Genomic DNA, 546 nt, shown 5'->3' with positions numbered 1-546 from the left:
CGAGGGCATCATCTACCGCTACCGGGCAGGCATCCCGTGGCGTGACCTGCCCGAGCACTTTGGGCCGTGGAAGACCGTGTGGAAGCGCCACCGCCGCTACGCCGGTGACGGCACCTGGGACTCCGTCCTGGGCGCCCTGCTGACTCGCGCCGAGGCCGAAGGGCTGATCAACTGGGAGGTATCGGTGGATTCCACGGTCAACCGTGCCCACCGGCACGACACCAACCTCCCGCGCCACACAGGGGGACCTGTCGAATTACAAGAATCTCCTCGAAGAGCCCCCTGACCACACGATTGGCAAGTCCCGCGGCGGGCTGACCACCGAGATCCACGCCCTGGTCGACGGCAACCGCCGGCCCCTGGTGCTCATACACGGCCCCGGGCAGGGCAGGGATTCGCCCATGTTCCAGAACCTCCTGGAAGCGCTGAAGGTGGAGAAGGCCGGGTCCGGAGCGGCCAGGACCCGGCCCGACCGGGCGATGGCCGACAAGGCCTACTCCTCCAAAGCCATCCGCAAATACCTGCGGGACCGCGGCATCCAATGCG

General features: G+C 67.6%; 1 pseudogene. It reads left to right on the top strand.

The features are described from left to right. Window positions 1–546 (top strand): annotated as a pseudogene (locus OIU93_RS20570) (IS5 family transposase); the annotation flags it as partial.

Source organism: Paeniglutamicibacter sp. ZC-3 (assembly GCF_025847175.2).
Classification (GTDB): domain Bacteria; phylum Actinomycetota; class Actinomycetes; order Actinomycetales; family Micrococcaceae; genus Paeniglutamicibacter; species Paeniglutamicibacter sulfureus.
This window is presented reverse-complemented; position numbering and strand designations above follow the sequence as displayed.